Here is a 16,526-nt window from a genome sequence, read left to right on the forward strand (position 1 = left end):
ACCTACTTAGTAGAAAGTTCTAGGGCTTCATCATAATATTTATCTAACTTACCTTCCTTTTCTAGTCTATCTAAAGTTTTGTTAACTGCTTCTAATAATTCTGTATCATTTTTATTTAGCCCAATTGCTGTGCCATCTAAGTCAGCATCAAAGAAGAATGAATCTTCGATTTTTAAATTTTCGTTAGAAAGTTCATAATTGTCTCCAACACATTTTTCTACAATGATTCCATCAATAAGACCACCATCTAATTGAGCTACTAAATCAGGAGTTTTTGGAAGTGAAACAAGCTTTTTAATTTGCAAGTTTTTTCCAATATCTTCCTGACTAGTTGCAGTTTGAACACCAATTGTAAGATCCTTTAATGAATCTTTTTGAGTGTACTTTCCAAAGTCTTTTTTATTAACTAATAAATAATTTTTAGGTTCATAATAAACTTTAGAAAATGCCATGGATTTTTCTCTTTCAGAAGTTTTAGAAACTCCAGATATTGCAAGATCAATTACACCAGTATCTAAACTTGCGAGGACTGAAGAAAATTCCATATCAGAAATTTCAAGTTCAACACCAAGATCTTTTGCTATTTCTTTGCCTATAAAGACATCAAAGCCAAGAATTTCATCTTTTCCATTTATATTTTTGTGAAATTCAAAAGGTGGATAATTTGCATTGCAACCCATGACAATTTTTCCAGACTCTTTAATTTCATCAATTCTTGAATTAGAATTTTCCTTGGACTTATTAAAAAATATTATAAGACCAATTATAAGAACAGCCAAAATTATACTTGATATACTTATTATTTTTTTCATAATTTTTCCTCCATAAAATAAAAAAAATCGCCTCTATGAAAGAGGCGAAGTCCGCGGTACCACTCTAATTATCTTTTAGATATCTCAAAACTTTAAGGCAGTTAACCTCTGTAAATACTAATTTCCTTACAGAATCTCTGTGGTTCTATTATATTCTTTCCACTTACAGGCTTTCAGCTAACCCTGCTCTCTAAAAAGTTTATGAGAATACTTTTTGTCCACTTCATTGATTTCACAATACATTACTATGATAAATTATTTTTGTCAAGTCTTTTTATAAATATTTTAAAAATTATTTTAGATAAAGATTAAATTCAATTTTTTAAAAAATTTTTATTTTTGACATAATATAGATAGAATTTCGTAAAAAAGATTTTATAAAGAATTTTTAAAAATTTTACTTGACAAAATAAATTTAACTTGTTAGGATATCAAACAATAAAAGTTTTGAAAAGCGAAGTAAAATTATCCAAGACTTGAAGAGAGTTTTCGTTTGCTGGGAGAAAATAGGGAGGATAATTTGAAATAGGAGCTTGGAACTGGCATCTCGATATTTAGATTTGCCCGGTTATGCGTTATAGTTTTTGAGGTATAGAAATATACAAATTTGGGTGGTACCACGTTCTTCGTCCCTTGATAGGGGCGATTTTTTTATACTTTTTTTTGAGTCTCAAAGTAAGCTGTCCTAACATAAGATTTTATTTGGAGGAAAAAAATGAAAAATACAAATTATAAAAAAATTGCTCTAGCATATTCAGGTGGTCTTGATACTTCTATTATCATCCCATGGTTAAAAGAAAACTACAATTGTGAAGTTATCGCAGTAGTTGGAAATGTCGGCCAAGAAAAGGAACTTGAAGGTCTAGAAGAAAAAGCTATTAAAACAGGAGCTTCGAAAATTTATATAGTTGATCTTGTAGAAGAATATGTAAAAGATTTTGTATTCCCAACACTTAAAATGGGAGCAAAATATGAAAAAAATTATCTCTTGGGAACAGCCACTGCAAGACCTCTTATAGCAAAATCCTTAGTGGAAATTGCAAAGAAAGAAAATTGTGATGCAATTTGTCATGGATGTACTGGAAAGGGAAATGATCAAATTCGTTTTGAAATGGGAATAAAGCATTTTGCTCCTGATATGCCTATTATTGCACCTTGGAGGATTTGGGACATTAAATCTCGTGAAGAAGAAATAGATTATGCAGAAGAACACAATATTCCGCTAAAGATTTCAAGAGAAACAAATTATTCAAAAGATTTAAATATTATGCACTTATCTCATGAAGGATTAGATTTAGAAGATCCAAAAAATTATCCTGACTTTGATAAAATTTTGGAACTTTCAGTTTCTCCAATGAAGGCAAAAGATGAAGTTTGTGACATTGAAATAGAATTTAAAGCAGCAGAAGCTATTGCTGTTAATGGAAAAACAATGAGTCCTGCAGAAATTTTAAGCTATTTAAATAAAGTTGGCGGTGAAAATGGAATTGGTATTGATGATATTGTTGAAAATCGTCTTGTTGGAATGAAAAGTCGTGGAGTTTATGAAAATCCAGCAGGAGCGATACTTTATAAAGCATTAGAAATTTTAGAATCAATTACTCTTGATAAGGATTCATCACACTTAAAGAATTATCTTTCTATAAAATTTGCAGATCTTGTCTACGATGGAAAGTGGTATTCAAATTCTATCAAGGGACTTTTAGCTTTTGCAGATGAAATTACAAAAAATGTAAGTGGAAAGGTTAAGTTAAAACTTTATAAGGGAAATATTATTCCAGCAGGGGTAGAGTCAAAGTATTCTCTATACAATGAAGATTTAGCTTCCTTTGGAGATGGAGCAGAAGATTTATATTCTCACAGTGACGCCGATGGTTTTATCAATCTTTATTCTCTTCAAACGCTAGTTGATGCTAAGATAAATAAAGGAGTTTAATATGTATTTATGGGGATCTCACTTAGAAGGGCTAGAGGATTTTACTCATCAATTTAACAAGTCCATAGATTTTGACAAAATTTTATTTGAAGAAGATATTAGAGGCTCTCTTGCACATGTTGAGATGCTCTCTAAACAAGAAATTATAAGTAAAGAGGATTGTAAAATAATTTCTAATGAGTTAAAAAATATTTTACAAGAAATTAAAAATAAAGAGTTAGAAATAAATTTAAATGAAGAAGATATTCACTCTTTTGTTGAAAATGAACTTACAAAAAGAGTTGGAAATGTGGGGAAAAAACTCCACACTGCAAGATCTAGAAATGATCAGTGTGCTGTGGATTTAAGACTTTATTCCAAAAAAGTTTTAGGTGAAATTAAAGAAGATATCTTAAATCTCATTAAAGTAATTATTGAAATTGCTGAAGAAAATAAAAAAACAATTATGCCAGCTTTTACTCACATGCAACATGCACAAGTTACAAGTTTTGCTCATTATATCTTATCCTATGCTCAGATGTTAAAAAGAGATTTAGAAAGACTTTATGATACAAATGAAAGGCTTGATGAAAATCCTTTGGGTTCTTGTGCTCTTGCAACGACAAGTTTTAATATAGATAGGTTTATGACTAGTGAAAAACTTGGATTTAAAAAGCCAACAGAAAATTCTATGGATTCAGTTTCTGATAGAGATTATGTACTTGAAATTTTATTTAACAATTCCTTAATTATGACTCACTTGTCAAGACTCTGTGAAGAGTTAATTTACTTTTCCAGCAGCGAGTATAATTTTATTAAATTTTCAGGAAAATTTTCTACAGGATCAAGTATAATGCCTCAAAAGAAAAATCCAGACATGGCAGAGTTAGTTAGGGGAAAAAGTGGCAGAGCTTTTGGAGATCTCTTTACAGTTTTTACAATTTTAAAAGGGACAACTCTTGCATACAACAAGGACTTTCAAGAAGATAAGGAGGCGCTTTTTGACTCAGTAAAAACAACTTCATCTTGTCTAAAAATTATGAGTGCAATAATAGAAAGTCTAGAACTTAATAAAAAGAAGATGAGAGAGTCGGCAGAACTAGGTTATTTAAATGCGACAGATCTTGCAGACTATCTAGTTGTAAAGGGTCTTGCCTTCAGGGAAGCCTATGACCTTGTGGGTCAAATTGTAAATTATGCTTTGAAAAATAATTTAAAATTAGAAGATATTTCATTAGAAAAATACAAAGATTTTAGTGAGATTTTTGGAGAAGATCTTTTTGATTTTATTGAAATTGAAAATTCTTTAAAAAATAGAAAAGTTTACGGTGGACCTGCAGAAGAAGCTGTGAAAATACAAATTAAAAATTTAAAAAAGTCATTAAATTTATAAAAAATATATAGAAATTTTCAAATAAGGTCTTGGACCTTATTTTTTTCTTTTTTAAAATGGATTTAAATATAAATACAATTTAAATTGTAGGTCTCTATGATGATGACAATATATTAATGAATAATATTATACAAAAAGTATTGACAAAAGTGTAAATATTAAATATTCTAAGTATATAATATATATTAATAATCAATTTAAATTTATAAATATTTGGAGGCTTAAATTGAAAAAGAAAATCAATAATTTAGAAAACACAGCCGAAATTTTGAAAGTGATGGCTCATCCAGTAAGACTTAGTATTATTAAAAATTTAATTGAAAATGGTCCTTCAAATGTTGGGTCACTTCAAGAAAAATTTCACATTCCTCAGCCAACAGTTTCGTCTCATTTGGGAAAACTTAGACGTGCAGGAATATTAAATAGTGATAGAAATGGAACTGAAATCTTTTATAAAGTTGAAAACGAATTTATTTTGAACTTAGCAAAAACACTTTTTAATAAGTAAATTTTGGAGAATTTATGGAATTAAATGAGGTTCAAAAAAGAGCAGTTTATTCCATTGATAAAGATGTGACTCTAATGGCAGGAGCAGGAACTGGAAAGACCAGAGTTCTTACTAGTAGATTTATTAATATTGTAAAAAATAATATAAATCCAAGGGAAATTTTAGCGATTACTTTTACAAAAAAAGCTGCTCAAGAAATGCTTGCTAGAATTTCAAAAGAATTAGTGGATAACAATATTGATTTTGATGATAAAGTTTTAAATATTATGACTATCCACTCCTTTGCTCTTGAAATTGTTGAAAATTATTCTTTTTTACTGGGGATTAATCCAGGTTTTAAAATTTTGGAAGAAGAAGATTCTAAAATTTTTTTGAAAAGGGCTGTTCACGATGCTTTAAATACAATAGAAGACGAAAAATATAAGTCTTATTTACTAAATTTTAAGTCCAGTCCCTTTGAAGAAGAGAATAATTTTTTCAATCTTTATTGTGAGTTTAAAAATAACAATTTGGATTTTCAAGATATTCTTTCAAAAAGTTTAAATTTTTCTAAGTCTAATGTGACTTTTAAGGATTTATTATTGCTTTTGGAAGATTATAGATCTGCTAATGGAAAGAAATTTTCTGCTTTTTATGATGAAAATATTGAAAATCTTAAAAAAATTGAAGTTTATAATTTAGAAACTCTAGATGAAATAGAAAAAAATCTTGGGACTTCTAAAAAATACACTGACAAAATCAATGGAATAAAGGAAATTATTCAAGACCTAAAAAAAGATTTAGAATGTGAAAACAAGGACTATTATAATGTAATTATTACAATATTAAAAGAAATTGATAAAAATTATAGAAATTTTAAAAGCATAAACAAAAGTCTGGACTATAATGACATAATTTCTTATTCAGAAAAAATATTAAAAAATCCTTTTGTGCAAAAGGAACTTCAAGAGAGATACTCTTATATTTTAGTTGATGAATATCAAGATACAAATGAGATTCAAAATGAAATTATAAGTGCTTTTTCCTCATCAAATCTTTTTATTGTTGGAGATCCAAAACAATCGATTTATGCCTTTAGAGGAACAGACTTGGCTTCTTATTTTTCCTTTGCTAGTGGAGTTGAAGATAGAGGTCTATCTCTTGTAATGAATAAAAATTATAGAAGCGATGGAGAAATTGTTAAATTTATAAATAAAACTTTTGAAAATTTAATTAAGCCCTATGACGAAATGGAATTTAATTTAGAAAATGGTGGAGGAGTTTATTTATATAATTCAGCTGAAAATTTTGAAATTGCAGACTTGGTAAAGGACCTTCTAAATAAATATGATTCAAAAGATATTGCAATCTTATCTAGATCCAATGCACAAATAGAGGAAATTGGAGAAATTTTATCTGCTAGAAATATTAATTTTAACAAAGGAGATAGAAAGTTAGAGGAGATTGAAGTTTTAAGAGTAACAAAAAATATTTTAGTAGTTCTTTACAGTCCCAAGGAGTTTGTGGAAACTTTATCTCTATTTAATTCGAAGTTATTAAAATTTAAATTTGAGGATATAATTGGAATTTTGAACTCAGGAATTGACAACTCTAATGACTTATTTAATTATGAGTCCTCAAATAAAAATATAAATAAATTTTTAAGATTTTTATCTGATTTAAGAGATAAGTCCAAATATCTTATGCTTGATGAAGTTATAGAAGAGATAATGAATTACTTTTATAATCTTGGAACTTTGGAAGAAAAAGATTGGGAATACCTCTATATTTTTAAAGAAAAATCAAAGGAATTTATAGAAAAATTTTCAAATGATTATAGAAGCTATGAAAAATTTCTTGAGTCTTTGACCTTTGAAGATCTTGGCGATGGAGTGAATTTACTTACTATTCACAAATCTAAGGGATTAGAATTTGATGCTCTTATAATTTCTCATATGGATAAGGCAAAAAAATTAACTTCAAACAAGAGAATTATTGTAGATAAGGATCTTGGACTTGGAATTAATTCAGATTTATCAAATTATTCCTACAAGGAAATTTCAAAAAAAACAAGAGAAATTGATGAAGAAGAGGAAAAAAGAGTCCTTTATGTTGCCATGACTAGGGCAAAAAAAGAATTAATTTTATTTGGAAATTATGAAAAAGCAAATTCTTCTTCATATTTTTCACTATTAAATGATGAAATAAAGTTAAAAGAATATGAATTATCTAATAGTAGAAAAAAATTATCTACAAAAAATAAAAACTTTAAGACACTTGACTTAGACTTTAAATTTGATAATAGGATTAGAGAATACTATACAGTAACAGATTTTATAAATTACAAGAGAAGTCCAAAAGATTTCTATTATAAATATTTTCTAGGAGTTGATAATTACACAAAAGGCAAGGGGAAAAATCAAGTTATTGATCCAAAAACTCTTGGAAATATAATTCATTTATTTGCCTATAAATATAGTAAAGATGATGTAAGTGAAAGAAATATTGATGAGCTTTTAAAGGATATTTTTTCATATTATGAAGAAGAAATTAATTTAGAAAAATTAAATATAGCAAGAAAACTAGCTTTAAACTACCTAGAAATGGAAGAAAAGGTTATAATAGATAAAGAGCTTTTATTTTACTATGATTTAGATGGTTTTCTTGTAAAGGGTTACATTGATCAAGTTCTTGAAAAAAATGGCGAATATTATATTGTTGATATAAAGACAAGTGATATGAATATAGAAGAACTAAAGGAAACTTATGAAAATCAATTAATACTTTATTCAGCAATTTATGAAAATTTATACAAAGTTAAAGTAAAAGCTGCATATATTTTTGATTTAAGGGGTAAAAATAAAATAGTTTTAGAGACAAATAATGAAAAATATAAAAAAATAATGGAAGAATTTTTAAATTACATTAAATTTTTAAGGTCTCACAGACTATTAAAGGATTATTTATAATTTTAAAGGAGGAAATATGGATTATTCTAAGGAATATAAGGAAAAACTTATTTCAGTAAAAGAAGCTGCACAAATGGTAAAAGACAATATGTGGATTGACTACGCTTGGGCTGCTAGTACACCTGTTGCTTTTGACAAAGCACTTGCTGAAAGACTTGATGAATTAAATGAAATTTATTTGAGAGGCGGCGTACTTCTTTGGGAACCAGAAGTATTTAAAAAAGATCCTGAAGGTGAAAAAGTTGTATGGAATTCTTGGCACGCTGGTGGACCTGATAGATCAAGAATTAACAAAACACCAGGAGGATTTTACGCTCCACTAAGATATTCTGAACTTCCAAGATGGTACAGAGAAAACTGTAAAGTTGATATAGCAGTTATTGTTACTCCTCCAATGGATAAGCATGGTAACTTCAACTTTGGACTTAATGCATCTCATTTAAGAGCAGTTACTGAAGTTGCTGACAAAGTTATTATAGAAATAAATGAAAATATGCCAACTTGTCTTGGTGGATTTGAACATGAAATAAATATCAAAGATGTTGATTATATAATTGAAGGAGATAATCCTGAAATTGCAACACTTCCAAAGGGAAGTTTTGGCGATGTTGATAAAAAGGTTGCAGAATTAATTGTTGAAGAAATTCCTAACGGCGCAACACTTCAACTTGGAATTGGTGGAATGCCAAATGCAGTTGGATCTTTAATTGCAGATTCTGATTTAAAGGACCTTGGTGTTCATACAGAAATGTATGTTGATGCCTTTGTTGACATGGCTAAAAAAGGAAAAATTACAGGAGCTAAAAAGAATATTGATAGATTTAGACAAGCTTATGGATTTGCTGCAGGTTCAAAAGAAATGTATGAATATTTAAACTTTAATGCTGATGCAATGGCTGCACCAGTTTCATACACTAATGATGCCAGAGTAATTGCTCAAATAGACAACTTCGTATCTATTAACAATGCAGTTAACGTAGACTTATTTGGACAAGTAAGTTCAGAATCTTCTGGAGCAAAACATATCTCTGGAGCAGGTGGACAACTTGACTTCGTTCTTGGAGCTTATTTATCTAAGGGTGGTAAATCATTTATCTGCTTATCTTCTAAGTTTATGAACAAGAAAACAGGTAAAGAAGAATCAAGAATTGTTCCAAACTTTGAAACTTTCTCTGCAATAACAGCTGCAAGACCAAACACTCACTGGATTGTAACAGAATATGGTAAATACAACTGCAAGGGTCAATCAACTTGGCAAAGAGCAGAAGGTATTATAAATCTTGCTGCACCAGAATTTAGGGATGATTTAATTAAAGAAGCAGAAAAGATGAATATTTGGAGAAGAACTAACAAAAGATAATTATAATATAAAATGTCTTCTGATTTTTTCAGGAGGCATTTTTTTATTTTTGAAGTAAAATTTTTTAAAGTTAATTTTTTTGGTTAGAATAATTAAAATAATTTAATAATTTTATAATTTACTTCAATAAAATTTCACATACAGTATTTTTAATTTTCACATAGGAAATTTATAATTATAACAAATTTAATAAAAATTTAAAAAAGTCTTTGCATATTGCAAAAAATTATGATATATTAAAATATTTACTTTTCTAAAAAGCTCTGCTATACTAATAATAGGGACAATAGGAGGTAAAATATGTTTAATATTGGCGATAAGATTGTATATCCTATGCATGGAGCAGGCGAAATTGTGGCAATTGAAGAAAGAGAAATTCTTGGAAATGTTCATAAATACTACATAATGAGATTACCTATTAATGATTTGAAGGTAATGGTTCCTGTTAAAAATGCAGAAGAGATAGGTGTTAGAAACATTTCTGATGGTGAAACTATGAAAAAAGTTTTGGAAGCCCTATCTTCTGAAGTGGAAATTTCTATGCCTAAAAATTGGAATAGGAGGTATAGATACAATCTTGACAAGATTAAATCTGGAGACTTAAAAGAAATTGCGGATGTTGTTAGATGTCTTGAAAACCTAGATAGAGAAAAATCTTTGTCGACAGGTGAAAGGAAAATTTTAACTGAAGCAAAGCAAATTATAGTTTCAGAGATGGTTCTTGTTTTTGACAAAAAAGTAGAAGAAGTGACAAAATTAATTGATGATGCCATTTTTGGATAAGGAGGGATTTTTATTAGCAAAAGCCGAAAAATTGTATCCATAATTTTTAAGTTGCTATTTACCTTAATAGGTGCACTAGTCGGTATTTTTCTTGTATCTGTATTATCAGATATCGAATATGTAAAAGCTATTGGAAGTCAAAAATTTATAACAGTTATTTCTGTTATAGTTATTTTATTATTTGCACTTATATTTTTTATATTTTCACCCAAGGCTTTTAAAGCTTTAGAAGATTTATTGGCTTTTTGGGAAAAACAAATCCAAACAAAATCTTTTACAGAAATAATACTTGGTGCTGTGGGACTTATACTTGGTCTTATAATAGCATTCTTAATTTCTCAACCTATTTACAAGATTCCAATCCCCTATGTTGGTTCTGTAATTTCAATATTACTATATGGAATGCTTGGTTACTTAGGTCTTAGTATTGGAATGTCAAATAAGGATACAATTTCAGAAAAATTTAGAGATCTTACTTCTGTGGCTACAAAGAAAAGTATAAAGTCAAAAGAAGTAAAAGTTGATTATGCTGGCATTCCTAAAGTATTGGATACTTCTGTCATTATTGATGGAAGAATACTTGATATAGTTAAGGCAGGGTTTATTGAAGGCCCTCTTGTTGTTCCTGTTTTTGTTCTTGAAGAATTACAACACATAGCTGATTCTGCAGATGCTTTAAAAAGAAATCGTGGCAGAAGAGGACTTGATACAGTTGCAGAAATTCAAGAACTAAAAAATGTAGAAGTCATTATTTACAAGGGTAAAATAGAAGAAATTCCTGAAGTAGATTCAAAACTTCTAAAACTTGCTATTGATTTAAATGGAAAAATTGTGACAAATGATTTTAATTTAAATAAGGTGGCAAGAGTCCAAAATTTAGACGTATTAAATATCAACGAACTTGCCAATGCAGTTAAACCACTTTACCTTCCTGGTGAAGAAATGGATATATTAATTGTAAGAGAAGGAAAGGAACACAATCAAGGACTTGCTTATCTCGATGACGGCACAATGATTGTTGTTGAAAATGGAAAGGACCTAATCGGAGAAAAGGTCAATGTAGTTGTAACATCGGCTCTTCAAACTTCTGCAGGTAAAATGATTTTTGCAAAATTAAAAAATTAAATTTTAGAAGCTCTGTCTTAGGACAGAGTTTTTTATATTTATTTGATTAAATATAATATGAAAGTGGTATCAATATAACCTAAATAATAGCAAACAAAATTATTATAAGTGTTGCCACAAATTTATTTATTTGACGGACATTTTTATTTGTATTATTATTTGTTAATAGATAGGGGGAAGGAAAATGAAATTATTTTTACCCGGTCCTGTGTCCGTGCGTGAGGAAGTTTTAAAACAATTTGAAAAACCAGTCATAGGACATAGAACTAAGGAAGCATCAGAAATTCAAAAATCAATTACAATAAATATGCAAAAAGTATTTGGAACAAAAGAAGAAATTCTTCTTTCAACATCATCTGGTACTGGACTTATGGAGGGTGCCATTAGATCTTGCACAAAGAATAGGGCTTTGATTTGTTCAATAGGTACTTTTGGAGATCTTTGGCAAAGGCTAGGACTTGAAAATGGAATCGAAACAGATATTTTAAGGTCAGATCCTGGAGAAGCTACTGACCCAAATAAGTTAGAAGAAGCTTTAAAGAAAAAGGAATATGATTTTGTGGGAATAACTCACAACGAAACATCTTCTGGAATTTTAAATAATTTATCTGAATTAGAAGAAGTTATAAAAAAATATCCTAATATAGTTTGGGCTATTGATACAGTTAGTTCTGCTGGTGGCACTCCAATTGATCAAGACAAGTATGGAATTGATATTGCAATTACATCATCACAAAAATGTCTTGGACTTGTGCCAGGACTTAGCTTTGCTTCTTTTTCACAAAAAGCTGTTGAAAAGGCAAAGACAGTTGAAAATAGGGGTCACTATTTAGATTTGTTACTTTTATATAATTTTATTAAAGAACACGACTATCAATACCCATCAACTCCAGCAATTTCAAATATGGTATCAGCTGCCTACCAACTTGATTATATTATTAATGAAGAAGGTCTTGATAATAGATTTAAAAGACATAAAGAAATGTCAGATTATTTTAAAGATTGGGCTAATGAAAATTTTGAAGTTTTTGGAAATAAAAATTATCTGTCACCAACAATTACTTGTGTAAAAAATACAAGAGGACTAGATTTTGATGAATTAAGTAAAGATTTTGTCGACAAGGGATTTTTAATCTCCAATGGCTATGGAGAACTTGCTGGCAAAACTTTTAGAGTTGGTCATATGGGTGACACAAGTATGGAAGACATGAAAGAATTTACAAAAACTTTTGAAGAAATTTTAAGAAAATAAGATGAGAAATATCCTGGATTACAGGATATTTTTTTATGCCCTATATAATTAAGTTTTTGTTACAAATTGCGAATTGCTTTGAGAAAAAAATTATTATGATTTATACTTTTTAAATAAGTGAGGTTGATGAAATGAAAAAGAAAAAAATAAGTCTTGCCTTGATTTTATTTTTTATTTTTATAACTTCCAATGTGTTTGCAGAAAATAAATTACTATTTTCAGAACCCATTGCTCCAGGAGTTGTGAGGTACAAATACGAAGTTAAAAGAAATAAAAAGAATGCACAGGCAAATGTTGTTAAAGTTGATTTGAATAACCCCCACATAAAAATAAATACAGTTGCTGGTGGAGGTACTTATACAAATAAGGCAACAGTTTCACAAATGGCAGATAGAACAAATGCAGTTGCACTAGTAAATGGTGATTTTTTTACAATGCAGCTACAAGGGGTTCCACTAGGTGCATCAATTATTGATGGAGATATAAAATCATCCCCAGCAGTTTTAACTGACATTTGGTCTTTTGGAATTGATAATAATAACACAGCTTTTATTGATATGACAAAGTTTGTTGGCAAAGTGACAGCTCCAAATGGAAAGTCTTACCCAATTGATGGCTTAAATAAAACCTTCTATTGGTATCAACCATCAAAGGAATATTCTCACGAGTCAAAGATTCAAATGTATGATTCTTTTTGGACTTCTAAGTCTAGAGGAGATAAAACAGCAGGAGAAGTCTTACTTTCTGAAAATAATGTTGTTGAAGAAATTGTCTACAGAAAAAACATTAATAAGACAATTCCAAAGGGTAAAAAAATTCTTCAAGTCAGCGGTGGCTCAGAAAGATTTATGCGTGACAATGTAAAAGTTGGCGACAAGCTAGATATAACTACTAATATTGAACCAAATAGAAATTGGAAGATGATGATTGGTGGACATGCTCTTCTAGTAGAAAATGGAGCTAAGAAAAATTACACTAAAGATATTTCTTCAATTGGTGGAGTTAGAGCAAGGACTGCAGTTGGAATAAGTCAAGACGGAAAAACTGTCTACATTGTAACATCTGAAGGAAGAACTAATAGATCAGCAGGTCTTACAATAAATGAACTTTCACAACTTATGCTTGATTTAGGTTCTTATAAGGCTATGAATCTTGATGGTGGTGGATCAACTGCCATGGCAATAAGAAATCTTGGTGATATAAAAAGAACTAGAGCAACAAATCCTGAAAGGAATGCAGGCGAAAGACGAGTAGTAAATGGTCTGGGAGTTTTTAATACTACAAAAAACACTGGTATAATTGTTGACGGCAAATTTGAAAGTGAATTAAACACAATTGTCGGTGAACAAATTACCTTAAAATTAAAATCAGCTTGGGACGAATTTTTAAACCCAATTGATATTAAAAATAGAACTTATACTTTAGCAGATCTTTCTAATGGGTCTAATATTTTAAATGGACAAACTTATCTTTCACTAAATCCTGGAAAGTTTAATATTAACCTAAAAACAGATAAGGGTGAAAGTTTTAACAAAGAAATAAATGTAGCAGATCCTTCTAACTACAAAAATTTCAACATATCTACAAAAAGTAAGTTTATAAAAAGAGGAATGGATTTAAAAGTTGAAGCAAGTGGTGAATATAATGGCAGAAAAATCAAAATTTCTCCAAGAGCTATTAACTATTCCTTTGAAGACTTAAAAGCTAGTGTAGATCCAAATAATTTTAATATTAAAGTAAATGATTATGGAAAAAGTCCTAAAATTATTGCAAAAATTGGTGACAAAACTTCAACTTTGTCACTTTATGATGAAAATACAAAACTCATAAAGATGAAAATTAATAATATAAATTACACAATCAATGGACAAGCTAAAAAAATGGATGCAAAACCATTTATTAGTAATTCTAGAACTCTTGTGCCATTAAGATTTATTGTGGAAGCCATTGGTGGAGATGTATCTTGGGACGGGGATAATAGAATTGTAACCGTAAATAGCTTTGGAAAGACTATTGTTCTTCCTATTGATTCTAAAAAAATAAATGTTGATGGAAAAGATGTAGCTATAGATCAAGCTGCTATCATTAAGGGCGATAGGACTTATGTTCCAATTAGATTTATTGCTGAAAACTTAAATATGAATGTAAATTATATAAATGAAAGTAGGGAAATAGAAATTTCTTATTTTGAAAATAAAGAAAATAAGGAAGAAAAAAATCTAAATGTAAATTCAAAAAATAATTTACAAGAAAATAATGTTGAAAATGCAAAATCTAATAAGCTTACAAATCAAAATAACAATGAAAACAAAAATAAAGTTGAAGAGAATAAAAATTCTAACAATAATATGTCAGAAACAATAAATTCAAATCAAATAAATCAAAATCAAGAAAAACAAAATAATGAAGTTAACAATAAAAATTGATTTGTAAAGTAAAAGACCTCTTAAGTGAGGTCTTTTTTAATGATTAAAAAAGGAACTCCCAAGAGTTCCAATTGTATTTGAATTATTAAATTAAAAATTATTTTACATCTTCATTTAGAAGCATTTCACCAATTTTATAAACATCTCCTGCACCCATAGTAACAAGGATATCGTCTTTTCCAATATTTTCTTTGACAAATTTTACTATATCTTCGAAACCTGAAATATAAAAAGCATTGTCTCTGTGTTCAGCTATGGCATTTCTAAGAGTTTTTGAATGAATATCTCCATAGTCTTTTTCACGAGCTGCATAAATATCAGTAATTATAATTACATCTGATTCGTCAAAAGAATTTGCAAAAGCGTCTAAAAGAAGTTTAGTTCTTGTAAAAGTATGAGGTTGAAAAACTGTGTAAAGTTTTCCCTTGCAGGCTTTTTTAATAGCGTGAATAGAAGATTTTATTTCAGTAGGGTGATGAGCATAATCATCCATAACTTTTGTTCCCTTATAAAATCCCTTTTCTTCAAGCCTTCTTTCAACTCCCTTGTAGCATTTTAATCCCTTGATGGAGTCCTCAATAGAAATACCATTTACATAAGAAGCAGAAATTGCTGCAAGAGAATTTAGAATATTGTGTTTACCAAGGACAGAAAGCTCAACATGAGCAATTTTTTCTCCCTTTAAATAAAGATCATAAGTGGGAAAACCGTCCATACTAAATTCAATATTTTTTGCCATCATATCTGCATGGTTTTTTATTCCAAAACTAAAGATATTGCAATTTTCAATAGGTAAAAGAGTTTTTATATTGTCATCATCTACATTTAAGATAACATAGTCGCTTTCGTCAAGATTATCTATATATGATTTAAAAGTTCTTATTATGTGATCAATATTGTCAAAATAATCTAAATGATCTTCATCAATATTTAAAATAATTTCAGTTGTAGGGAAATATTTTAAAATATTTGCCTTATATTCGCAAGCTTCTGTCAAGAATAATTTATTATCGCCAATCCTTATGTTGCCGTCAATATCTTTTAATTGTCCACCAAGCATAATAGTTGGGTTAATATCTAAGTCCTTTATAATTTCTGTAAGCATTGATGTTGTTGATGTCTTTCCGTGAGTACCTGAAACAGCAATGGATTTTTTATAATTTTTCATCACTGCACCAAGAAAAGTAGCTCTATCAACTAAGTCAATTTTTTGCTTTACTGCTTCTACATATTCTTCGTTGTCAAAGGAAATTGCATCAGTAAAAATAACAAGGTCCATTCCATCTATGTGTTCTTTTTTGTGTTCATAGTAGATTTTTGCACCATTTTTTTCTAGTTTTTCTGTATTAATAGAAGGACTCCTGTCGCTACCAAAAACGTTATAGCCCTTTGAAAGCATTAACTCAGCTAGGGCAGACATACTGATACCACCAATTCCTATAAAAAATATATTTTTATAATTACTTTTATCTATATTAATTTCAAACAATTTACTTCCTCCAATTCTTTTTAATTATAACATATTTTCTAAGCTGAGAAAATTTTTTAGGATCATAATTAAGTAAATTCAGATAAAATATTTAATTAATATATTTAATATATAGCTTAGTTATGTTATAATATGGTAAAGAAAGAGAGGATGATACTTCTATGAACATAACTGATGTAAGACTTCGTAAATTACCAACTGAGGGAAAACTTAAAGCAATAGTATCTGTAACTTTTGATAATGAATTTGTTCTTCATGATATAAAAATAATAGAAGGAAAGGAATCATTATTTTTAGCAATGCCTAGCAGAAGACTTCCAAATGGTGAATACAGAGATATTGCTCATCCTATTAGCGCAGAAGCAAGAAAACAAATTGAAGATGTAGTTTTTAAAGAATATTATTCAGTAAAAGAAAAATTAGACCAAGAAGCTGAAGAAAATGAAGAAATAATAGAAGTTGAAGCAGAAGAAATAACTGAATTATAAAATTAAAATTCTAAGAGGGCCCTAGGC

The 16,526-nt window shown here is 28.9% G+C and carries 12 protein-coding genes and 2 other annotated features; of the genes, 10 read left to right on the forward strand and 2 right to left on the reverse strand.

What is annotated here, in order from left to right; translation table 11 throughout:
* Positions 1–2: 2 nt before the first annotated feature.
* Entirely contained in the window at positions 3–812 is an 810-nt protein-coding gene (locus BN3657_RS05635; RefSeq protein ID WP_062552113.1) for a transporter substrate-binding domain-containing protein, read from the reverse strand.
* A gap of 37 nt (positions 813–849) precedes the next feature.
* Positions 850–1,048 (reverse strand) — a binding site (T-box leader).
* A gap of 202 nt (positions 1,049–1,250) precedes the next feature.
* Positions 1,251–1,449, forward strand: a binding site (T-box leader).
* Positions 1,450–1,527: 78 nt separating this feature from the next.
* Here BN3657_RS05635 and BN3657_RS05640 point away from each other — a divergent pair.
* The 9 genes from BN3657_RS05640 (at position 1,528) to BN3657_RS05680 (ending at position 14,522) form a co-directional block, all read left to right on the forward strand.
* On the forward strand, positions 1,528–2,748 hold the full coding sequence (locus BN3657_RS05640; protein WP_062552114.1) for an argininosuccinate synthase: 1,221 nt from the start codon (positions 1,528–1,530) through the stop codon (positions 2,746–2,748).
* 1 nt (position 2,749) lies between these two features.
* Positions 2,750–4,120 (forward strand): argininosuccinate lyase, encoded by a 1,371-nt coding sequence (argH, locus tag BN3657_RS05645; RefSeq protein ID WP_062552115.1) that lies wholly within the window; start codon positions 2,750–2,752, stop codon positions 4,118–4,120.
* Positions 4,121–4,346: 226 nt separating this feature from the next.
* Complete coding sequence (locus tag BN3657_RS05650) at positions 4,347–4,628, forward strand: ArsR/SmtB family transcription factor (RefSeq protein WP_019138113.1); 282 nt, start codon at positions 4,347–4,349, stop codon at positions 4,626–4,628.
* A 14-nt stretch (positions 4,629–4,642) separates the two neighbouring features.
* Positions 4,643–7,576 (forward strand): UvrD-helicase domain-containing protein, encoded by a 2,934-nt coding sequence (locus BN3657_RS05655; RefSeq protein ID WP_062552116.1) that lies wholly within the window; start codon positions 4,643–4,645, stop codon positions 7,574–7,576.
* A 16-nt stretch (positions 7,577–7,592) separates the two neighbouring features.
* Positions 7,593–8,936 (forward strand): butyryl-CoA:acetate CoA-transferase, encoded by a 1,344-nt coding sequence (locus BN3657_RS05660; RefSeq protein WP_062552117.1) that lies wholly within the window; start codon positions 7,593–7,595, stop codon positions 8,934–8,936.
* Between the two features lie 300 nt (positions 8,937–9,236).
* Positions 9,237–9,719: a CarD family transcriptional regulator gene (locus BN3657_RS05665; RefSeq protein WP_062552118.1), complete on the forward strand. Its 483-nt coding sequence runs from the start codon at positions 9,237–9,239 to the stop codon at positions 9,717–9,719.
* Positions 9,720–9,761: 42 nt separating this feature from the next.
* Positions 9,762–10,844 (forward strand): PIN/TRAM domain-containing protein, encoded by a 1,083-nt coding sequence (locus BN3657_RS05670; protein WP_407675504.1) that lies wholly within the window; start codon positions 9,762–9,764, stop codon positions 10,842–10,844.
* Between the two features lie 184 nt (positions 10,845–11,028).
* Complete coding sequence (locus BN3657_RS05675) at positions 11,029–12,096, forward strand: pyridoxal-phosphate-dependent aminotransferase family protein (protein ID WP_062552120.1); 1,068 nt, start codon at positions 11,029–11,031, stop codon at positions 12,094–12,096.
* A 131-nt stretch (positions 12,097–12,227) separates the two neighbouring features.
* Entirely contained in the window at positions 12,228–14,522 is a 2,295-nt protein-coding gene (locus BN3657_RS05680; RefSeq protein ID WP_062552121.1) for a stalk domain-containing protein, read from the forward strand.
* A gap of 97 nt (positions 14,523–14,619) precedes the next feature.
* Here BN3657_RS05680 and murC read toward each other — a convergent pair whose 3' ends face one another.
* Positions 14,620–16,011, reverse strand: a complete 1,392-nt coding sequence (gene murC, locus BN3657_RS05685; protein WP_062552122.1) for a UDP-N-acetylmuramate--L-alanine ligase — start codon at positions 16,009–16,011, stop codon at positions 14,620–14,622.
* Between the two features lie 161 nt (positions 16,012–16,172).
* On the opposite strand from murC, the gene spoVG reads away from it, so the two are divergent.
* Positions 16,173–16,499, forward strand: coding sequence for a septation regulator SpoVG (gene spoVG, locus BN3657_RS05690; RefSeq protein ID WP_019138120.1), 327 nt, complete (start codon positions 16,173–16,175; stop codon positions 16,497–16,499).
* The last annotated feature ends 27 nt before the right edge of the window (positions 16,500–16,526 follow it).

The organism is Peptoniphilus phoceensis (genome assembly GCF_001517665.2).
Classification (GTDB): Bacteria; Bacillota; Clostridia; order Tissierellales; family Peptoniphilaceae; genus Peptoniphilus_A; species Peptoniphilus_A timonensis.

Excerpts from the sequence above, each read along its gene's own strand:
- argH (WP_062552115.1), top strand. The coding sequence starts at position 2,750 with ATGTATTTATGGGGATCTCACTTAGAAGGGCTAGAGGATTTTACTCAT.
- BN3657_RS05680 (WP_062552121.1), top strand. The coding sequence starts at position 12,228 with ATGAAAAAGAAAAAAATAAGTCTTGCCTTGATTTTATTTTTTATTTTT.
- BN3657_RS05660 (WP_062552117.1), top strand. The coding sequence starts at position 7,593 with ATGGATTATTCTAAGGAATATAAGGAAAAACTTATTTCAGTAAAAGAA.
- BN3657_RS05655 (WP_062552116.1), top strand. The coding sequence starts at position 4,643 with ATGGAATTAAATGAGGTTCAAAAAAGAGCAGTTTATTCCATTGATAAA.
- BN3657_RS05640 (WP_062552114.1), top strand. The coding sequence starts at position 1,528 with ATGAAAAATACAAATTATAAAAAAATTGCTCTAGCATATTCAGGTGGT.
- spoVG (WP_019138120.1), top strand. The coding sequence starts at position 16,173 with ATGAACATAACTGATGTAAGACTTCGTAAATTACCAACTGAGGGAAAA.
- BN3657_RS05675 (WP_062552120.1), top strand. The coding sequence starts at position 11,029 with ATGAAATTATTTTTACCCGGTCCTGTGTCCGTGCGTGAGGAAGTTTTA.
- BN3657_RS05665 (WP_062552118.1), top strand. The coding sequence starts at position 9,237 with ATGTTTAATATTGGCGATAAGATTGTATATCCTATGCATGGAGCAGGC.
- BN3657_RS05635 (WP_062552113.1), bottom strand. The coding sequence starts at position 812 with ATGAAAAAAATAATAAGTATATCAAGTATAATTTTGGCTGTTCTTATA.